A 9014-nucleotide genomic window follows, 5' to 3' on the forward strand; every position below is an offset into this window, starting at 1 on the left:
GGCGGCCGGAACCCGGTGTCGTCGGCCCGGTCGGGTGGGCGGCGTGACGTCCGTCGGGCCGTCGGCCGGCGAAGGCGTCGTCGGGCGGAGCACCGGCGCGATGGGGACCAGGCCGGTCGGGTTCGGTGAGTTCGTGCGCACCGCCGCCCGTCGCGACGGGCTGGTCGTGCAGCCGCGCATGGGGTTCGACTCGCCCGAGCGGATGCGCGCCGGGCTCATGGCCACCAAGCACGCCCGCGCCACCACCGTCGGCACCATCACGCTCGACAGCTACACCCGCGTCGGCGACCTCGTCGCGGTCGAGACGGCGCTCGCCGACGGCATGCCGCTCAACGGCTACCCCATCGTGACGCACCTCGCCGAGACCACGGCCGGCGTCCTCGACGGACTCCGCGACGACGACTTCCCGGTCCAGGTGCGACACGGCTCGGCCGTGCCGGGTGACATCGTGTCCGCCCTGGTGCGCCTGCGGATCGACGCCACCGAGGGCGGTCCGGTCTCGTACTGCCTGCCCTACGGCCGCACGCCGCTCGCCGAGTCCGTGCGCAACTGGGCCGACGCCGCTGCCAGGTTCACCGCGCTGCGGGACTTCGGCGTCGAACCGCACGTGGAGACCTTCGGCGGCTGCATGCTCGGCCAGCTGTGCCCGCCGAGCCAACTCGTGGCGATCAGCGTGCTGGAGGCGTTGTTCTTCGCCGCCAACGGCATCCGCAGCATCTCCGTCAGCTACGCCCAGCAGACCAACCACGAGCAGGACGTCGAGGCCGTGGCCGCGTTGCGCCGGCTGTGCGGCGAACTGCTGAGGGTCGCCGACTGGCACGTGGTGATCTACGCCTACATGGGCGCCTACCCCACCACGCCCGCGGGCGCGTACCGGCTGCTCGGCAAGGCCGCGGAACTCGCCGTGACCACCGGGTCCGAACGGCTCATCGTCAAGACCGTCGCGGAGTCCCGGCGCATCCCCACGATCGCGGAGAACGTGGCGGCGCTCGAACACGCCGCCGCCGCCGCGGCGGCGAACGCCCGCGCGGCCGGAACCGCACCCGTGGACACGCAGACCTACGCCGAGGCACGTGCCCTGGTCGACGCGGTGCTCGACCTCGCGGGCGACGTCGGCACGGCCCTGCTCCGCGCGTTCGAGCGGGGTTACCTCGACATCCCCTACTGCCTGCACCCGGACAACGCGGGCCGCACCCGCAGCCACCTCGACGCGCGCGGTCGGCTGTGCTGGTCGGACCTGGGCAACCTGCCCCTGCGCCACCTCGTGGCGCCCACCGGCGGGCGGCACGTCACGTCCTCGGGTCTGCTGGCCGACCTGTCGTACGTGCGCCGCGCCTACGACGGCGAGCCGGAGCTCCCCGGGCTCCCCGACCACCACCCCGTATCCCTGCCCGCGAGCCCGGAGCGCTAGGTCAGGGGTCGGCTAGGGGCGTGCCGGGGCGGTCGTCCCTGTTTTCGTGCAACGAGCGTGCGACGGCGAATGCGTGGAGAGTGCAGATGAACGAGTCCGAGTTGACCGCGTCGCTGGCGGAGCTTTCCGCGCCCGAGCAGACCAGGGTCCTGGTCGAGCTCGTCCGCCGGCACGCCCTGGCGGCGTTGCGACAGGTGCGGCCGGGCGAGCCGGTGTCCGTGCGGGACGCGGTGGCGTTCCGCGACCTGGGGCTCGACTCGCTCGCGCTGGTCGACCTGCACACGCGGCTCAACGCCGCCACCGGCCTCGCCCTGCCGCCCACCGTGGCCTTCGACCACCCCACGCCCGCGCTGCTCGCCGAGCACCTGCGCGCGGAGCTGCTCGGCCTCGCGCCCGCGGCGATCGCGCCGGTCGTGACCCGCTCGGCCGACGACGCGGACGACCCGATCGCGATCGTCGGCATCGGCTGCCGCTTCCCGGGCGGCGTGCACGACCCGGAAGCCCTGTGGTCCCTGGTGGACGAGGGCCGCGACGTGCTCGGGCCGTTCCCCGCGGACCGCGGCTGGGCGCTCGACGACTACTTCGACGCCGACCCGGACGCGCCCCGCAAGAGCTACGTCGACCGGGGCGGCTTCCTCGACACCGCCGCGCTGTTCGACGCGGACTTCTTCGGCATCAGCCCCCGCGAGGCGGTGGCGATGGACCCGCAGCAGCGCCTGGTGCTGGAGACGGCCTGGGAGGCGTTGGAGCGCACCGGCATCGACCCGACCTCGTTGCGCGGCAGCCGCACCGGCGTGTTCGTCGGCGCGGAGGTGCACGACTACGGCGTCCACGTGCACGAGGCGCCCGAAGGCCTCGACGGCTACCTCATGACCGGCAACGCGCCCAGCGTGGTGTCCGGTCGCGTCGCCTACGTGCTCGGCCTGGAAGGGCCCGCCGTCACCGTCGACACGGCGTGCTCCGGCTCCATCGTGTCGCTGCACCTGGCGGCCAACGCGTTGCGCCGGCACGAGTGCGCGCTCGCGCTCGTCGGCGGTGTCGCGGTGATGGGCAGCCCCGGCATGTTCACCGCGTTCAGCCGACAGCGCGGCCTGGCGCCGGACGGCCGGGTCAAGGCGTTCGCCGCCGCCGCGGACGGCACCGGCTTCGCCGAGGGCGTCGGCCTGCTCGTCGTGGAACGGCTGTCCGACGCCCGCCGCAACGGCCACCCCGTGCTGGCGCTCCTGCGCGGCTCGTCGGTCAACTCCGACGGCGCGAGCAACGGCCTCACCGCACCGAGCGGCACGTCCCAGCAGCGGTTGATCCGGCAGGCGCTGGCCGAGGCGGGCCTGACCGCGGCGGACGTGGACGCGGTGGACGCCCACGGCACCGGCACCCGGCTGGGGGACCCGATCGAGGCGCAGGCGATCCTGGCCACCTACGGGCAGGACCGGCCCGAGGGCCGTCCGCTGTGGCTGGGCTCGGTCAAGTCCAACCTCGGGCACACCCAGGCCGCGGGCGGCGTCGCCAGCGTGATCAAGATGGTCCTGGCGATGCGCCACGGCGTGCTGCCGCGCACGCTGCACGTCGACGCGCCCTCGCCCAACGTCACGTGGTCCGCGGGCGACGTGCGGCTGCTGACCGAACCGGTGGCGTGGCCGCGCGGCGAACGGCCGCGGCGCGCCGGCGTGTCCGCGTTCGGCATCAGCGGCACCAACGCGCACGTGATCCTCGAGGAGCCCCCGGCGGACGACGCCGGCGCGGTGCCGCGCGACGTCCGGCCGCGCCAGGTGACGCCGGTCGTGGTGTCCGCACGCGGTGAGCAGGCGCTGCGCGCCCAGGCGGAACGGCTGCTCGACGCCGACGCCGAGCCCGCCGACCTCGGCTTCTCGGTGGCCACCACGCGGGCCGCGCTCGCCGACCGCGCCGTGGTCGTGGCCGCCGACCGCGACGAGCTGCGCCGCGGGCTGCGCGCCATCGCGGCCGGAGAGCCCACGTCCGACGTGCTCGTCGGCTCCGCCCGCACCGGCGGCCTCGCGTTCATGTTCACCGGTCAGGGCAGCCAGCGCCCCGACATGGGCGCCCAGCTCTACCGCGACTTCCCGGTGTTCGCCAAGGCGCGCGACGAGGCGATCGGCTACCTCGACCTGCAGCTGGAGACCTCGCTGTGGGACGTGCTGCACGCCGAGCCGGGCACTCCGACCGCCGAACTCGTCCACCGCACCGAGTACGCGCAACCGGCGCTGTTCGCCGTCGAGGTCGCGCTGTTCCGGCTGCTGGAGTCCTGGGGCCTGCGTCCCGACCACCTCATCGGCCACTCCGTCGGCGAGCTGGCCGCCGCGCACGTCGCGGGTGTGCTGTCACTGGCCGACGCCGCCCTGCTGGTCGCCGCGCGCGGCCGGCTCATGGGCGAGCTGCCCGGCGTGGGTGCGATGGTGGCGCTGGAAGCCACCGAGGACGAAGTCCTGCCGCTGCTCGCCGACGACGTGGACATCGCCGCGCTCAACGGCGTCCGGTCCACCGTGGTGTCGGGCGAGGAGACCGGTGTCGCGCTCGTCGCCGCCCACTTCGCCGGCCTGGGCAGGCGCACGAAGCAGCTGCGGGTGTCGCACGCGTTCCACTCGCCGCTCATGACGCCGATGCTGGCGGAGTTCCGCCGGCTCGCGCAGGTCGTCACGTACTCCCGGCCGCGCGTCCCGATCGTCTCGACGCTGACCGGCGCGCCCGTCACCGCCGCCACCCTGGCCTCGCCGGACCACTGGACGCAGCACGTGCGCCGCCCCGTGCGGTTCCTCGACGGCGTGCGGCACCTGGTGGAGCAGGGCGTGACCACGTTCGTCGAGCTGGGCCCCGACGCCGTGCTGTCGGCCATGGTCCCCGACTGCGTGGACGCCACCGACCTCGCCACCGCCCCGGTGCTGCGCCGCGGCCACGACGAGGAGCGGTCCCTGGTGTCGGCCGTCGCGCTCGCCCACGCCCGCGGCGGCGAGGTGGACTGGCGCGCGTTCTACGCCGACCGCGGCGCCCGGCAGGTCGAGCTGCCCACGTACCCGTTCCAGCGGCAGCGCTTCTGGCTCACCGCGCCGCGCGCCGTCGACGCCGCTCCCGGCCAGTCCGCGGTCCGGCACCCGCTGCTCGGCGCGGCCGTGGGCGTGGCCGGTTCCGACGGCGTGGTGCTGACCGGCGGGGTGTCGCTGCGCAGCCACCCGTGGCTGGCCGACCACGCGATCGGCGGCAGCGCCCTGCTGCCCGGCACCGCCTACCTCGAACTCGCCCTGCGCGCCGGCCAGGAGGTCGGCTGCACGGCCGTCGAGGAGCTGACCATGGCCGCGCCGCTGGCCCTGCCCGCGGCCGGCGCGGTGGCGCTGCAAGCCGTCGTCGGCGCCGCGGACGCGACCGGCAGGCGCGAGGTCGAGCTGTACTCGCGGCCCGAGGGTGCGGATCTCGACGAGGCGTGGACCAAGCACGCGAACGGCGTCCTCCTGCCGACCGCCGAGGTCGTGCCCGTCGACCTGACCGAGTGGCCGCCCGCCGGGGCGGAACCCGTGGACGTCTCCGGCACCTACGACGAGCTGGCCGACCAGGGCTACGGCTACGGCCCGGCGTTCCAGGGCCTGCGCGCCGCGTGGCGGGTCGGGTCGGCGGTGTTCGCCGAGGTCGCCCTGCCCGAGGGCGTGGACGGCGCGGCGTTCGGCCTGCACCCCGCGCTGCTCGACGCGGCGCTGCACGCCACCGACCTCGCGTGGCCCGCCTCGGCGACCGGCACGACCCGGCTGCCGTTCGGGTGGGGCGGGGTCGTGCCGCACGCCACCGGCGCGTCCGCACTGCGCGTGCGGATCACCGCGACGGGTGACGACGAGGCCCGCCTCGACCTCGCCGACGGCGACGGCGTGCCCGTCGCGTCGATCGGTTCGTACCTGGTGCGGCCGGTGTCGGAGGAGCAGCTGCGCGCCGCCCGTACCGGCCGCCCGGCCTCACTGCACCGGGTTGGGTGGACGCCGCTCGCGGTCGTGCCGGACCCCGTGCGCGCGGACTTCGCCGTGGCACGCGTGGAGCCGGTGGACGGCGACGTGCCGGACGCGGTGCGCGCGGTCGCCGAGGCGGTGCTCGACCGGGTGCGGGAGTGGACGGCCGGCGGTGGGGACTCCCCGCTGGTGATCGTGACGCGCGGTGCGGTGCCGGTCGACGGCGAGGCGCCCGACCTGCGGCTCGCGCCGGTGTGGGGCCTGGTGCGGTCCGCCCAGGCCGAGCACCCCGGCCGGTTCGTGCTCGCCGACCTCGACGGCTCGCCCGAGTCCGATCGCGCGCTGGCGGCGGCGGTGGCGACCGGCGAGCCGGAATTCGCGCTGAGGGACGGCAAGGTCCTCGTGCCGAGGCTGGCGGCCGCGCCCGCCACGCCGCCGGGCACCCTCGACACGGCCACCCCGCCGCCCTCGGACACCGCCGGCACTGTTGTCGACACCGCCGGCACCGTGCTGGTCACCGGCGGCACGGGCGGTGTCGGGGCGCACGTCGCGCGGCACCTCGTGACCGCGCACGGCGTTCGCCACCTGCTCCTCGTCGGCAGGCGCGGTGCCGACGCGCCCGGTGCGGCGAGCCTGAGCGACGAGCTGGCCGCACTGGGCGCGCACGTCACCGTCGCCGCGTGCGACCTGGCCGACCGCGACGCCACCCGCGCCCTCCTCGACGGCATCGACCCCGCCCACCCCCTCACCGCGATCGTGCACGCGGCCGGTGTGCTGGACGACTGCCTCGTCGGCGAGCTGACCCCCGACCGGCTCGACGCCGTGCTGCGGCCCAAGGTCGACGCGGCCTGGCACCTGCACGAGCTGACCGGCGACCTCGCCGCGTTCGTGCTGTTCTCCTCCACCGCCACGTTGTTCGACGCACCGGGTCAGGCCGGCTACGCCGCGGCGAACGTCTTCCTCGACGCGCTGGCCGCCCACCGCCGCGCGGCCGGGTACGCCGCCACCTCGCTGGCCTGGGGCCTGTGGACCGACACCGGCATGGGCGAGGGCCTGGACGACGCGGCCCTGCGGCGCATCGCGCGCTCCGGCCTCGAACCCCTCTCCGCCGCCGAGAACCTGGAACTGCTCGACCTCGCGCTCGGCAGCGCCGAACCGACCCTCGTGCCCACCCGCGTCGACACCCGGGGTCTGCGCAAGCGCCCGGACGACGTGCCGCCGATGCTGCGCGGCCTCGTGCCGACCCCCGCCCGCCGCCCCGCCGTCGCCGACGCGCCGGGGTCGAAGTACGCGGCGCTGCCCGAGGCGAAGCGCCAGGACGCGCTGCTCGCGCTCGTGCGCGCCACCACCGCGGACGTGCTGGGGCACACCGGCTCCGACGCGATCGGCGCGACCCGCGCGTTCAGCGAGCTCGGGTTCGACTCGTTGTCCGCGGTCGAGCTGCGCAACCGGCTGGGCGCGGCCACCGGCCTGCGCCTGACCGCCACCCTCACGTTCGACTTCCCCACCCCGGCCGCGCTCGCCGGACACCTCGCGGAGCTGGTGCGCGGCACGGTGGCGGCCCGCCCCGAGGTCGCCGCGCCCGCGTCCGAGGCGTCGGTGGACGAGCCGATCGCCATCGTCGGCATGGCCTGCCGCTACCCCGGTGGGGTGTCCTCGCCGGAGGACCTGTGGCGGCTGGTGTCCGGCGGCGCGGACGCCATCTCGGTGTTCCCCGGCGACCGCGGCTGGCCGGACGACCTCTACGACCCGGAACGCGCCCGCACGGGCACCAGCGCCGCGCGCGAAGGCGGGTTCCTCTACGACGCCGCCGAGTTCGACGCGGACTTCTTCGGCATCAGCCCGCGCGAGGCGCAGGCCATGGACCCCCAGCAGCGGCTGCTGCTGGAGACCGCGTGGGAGACCGTCGAACGGGCCGGCATCGACCCGGTGTCGTTGCGGGGCAGCGACACCGGTGTGTTCGCGGGCGTGATGTACCACGACTGGGGCCTGCGCCTCGGACCGCTGCCGGAGGAGCTCGCCGGCTACCACGGCAACGGCAGCCTGGCCAGCGTCGTGTCGGGCCGGGTCTCCTACGCCCTCGGGCTGGAAGGTCCCGCGGTCAGCATCGACACGGCGTGCTCGTCGTCGCTCGTCGCGCTGCACCTGGCCATCCAGGCGCTGCGGCGCGGTGAGTGCTCGTTGGCGCTCGCGGGCGGCGTGACGGTGATGTCCACCCCGGACACGTTCGTCGACATGACGCGCCAGGGAGGTCTCGCGCCGGACGGCCGGTGCAAGTCGTTCGCGGGCGCGGCCGACGGCACCGGCTGGAGCGAGGGCGTCGGCGTCCTGCTGGTCGAAAGGCTGTCGGACGCCCGGCGCAACGGGCACCAGGTCCTGGCGGTCGTGCGCGGGTCGGCGGTGAACCAGGACGGCGCGTCCAACGGCCTCACCGCACCGAACGGGCCGTCGCAGCAGCGGGTGATCCGCCAGGCCCTGGCCGGTGCCCGACTGTCCACTTCGGACGTCGATGTGGTCGAGGGTCACGGCACCGGCACGACGTTGGGCGATCCGATCGAGGCGCAGGCGCTGCTGGCGACCTACGGCCAGGACCGCGCCGAGGACGCCCCGTTGTGGTTGGGGTCGATCAAGTCGAACATCGGCCACACCCAGGCCGCGGCCGGTGTCGCCGGGATCATCAAGGTGGTCATGGCGATGCGGCACGGGGTCCTGCCGTCCACGCTGCACGTCGACGAGCCGTCGCCGCACGTGGATTGGACCGCCGGTGGCGTCCGCCTGCTGACGGAGGCGCGGGAGTGGGCGGTCGAAGGCCGGCCGCGTCGGGCGGGTGTGTCGTCGTTCGGGATCAGCGGCACGAACGCGCACGTGATCATCGAGCAGGCCGTCGAGGAGCCGGTCGAGCCCGAGGCGGCCGGTGTCGAGCTGCCGGTGGTGCCGTGGGTGCTGTCGGGTCGTTCGGCCGAGGTGGTGCGTGCTCAGGCCGCGAGGTTGGCGTCGTTCGTGGACGCCGACGTCCGGCCGGTGGACGTCGGGTTGTCGTTGGTGACGGCGCGCTCGGCGTTCGAGCACCGCGCCGTGGTGGTCGGTCGGGATCGTGACGAGTTGTTGCGCGCTCTGGCCGCTGTGGTGCCGGTGGCGGCGCGTGCCGGCGGGGAGACCGCGTTCCTGTTCACGGGGCAGGGTTCGCAGCGGATCGGCATGGGCCGTGAGTTGTCGGCCGCGTTCCCGGTGTTCGCGGGCGCGTTCAGCGAAGTGCTGGCCGGCTTCGATCCGGTGTTGCGTGACGTGGTGTGGGGTGAGGACTCGGAGCGGTTGGACCGCACGGAGTTCACCCAGCCCGCGTTGTTCGCGTTCGAGGTGGCGTTGTTCCGCCTGTTGGAGTCGTGGGGTGTTCGGCCGGACTTCCTGGCCGGTCACTCGATCGGTGAGATCGCGGCGGCTCACGTGGCCGGTGTGCTGTCGTTGCCTGACGCCTGCCGGCTGGTGTCGGCCCGCGCGAGCCTGATGCAGGCGTTGCCCGAGGGCGGGGCGATGATGGCGATCAAGGCCACCGAAGCGGATGTCCTGCCGTTGTTGACGGCCGGTGTGGGTATCGCGGCGGTCAACGGGCCGGATTCCGTGGTGGTTTCGGGTGTCGAGGCCGAGGTGCTGGCCGTGGC

2 protein-coding genes are annotated in these 9014 nt (G+C 75.0%); both read left to right on the top strand.

Going from position 1 to position 9014, the window contains the following annotated elements:
* Window positions 1–43 precede the first annotated feature (43 nt).
* Window positions 44–1411 (top strand): methylaspartate mutase, encoded by a 1368-nt coding sequence (locus AB0H12_RS43325; RefSeq protein WP_499632035.1) that lies wholly within the window; start codon window positions 44–46, stop codon window positions 1409–1411.
* Between the two features lie 80 nt (window positions 1412–1491).
* Window positions 1492–9014 (top strand): SDR family NAD(P)-dependent oxidoreductase (locus tag AB0H12_RS43330; RefSeq protein ID WP_499632037.1); only part of this gene is annotated, 7523 nt, incomplete at its 3' end.

It is taken from the genome of Actinosynnema sp. NPDC023794 (assembly GCF_040639675.1).
GTDB lineage: Bacteria > Actinomycetota > Actinomycetes > Mycobacteriales > Pseudonocardiaceae > Actinosynnema > Actinosynnema luteola.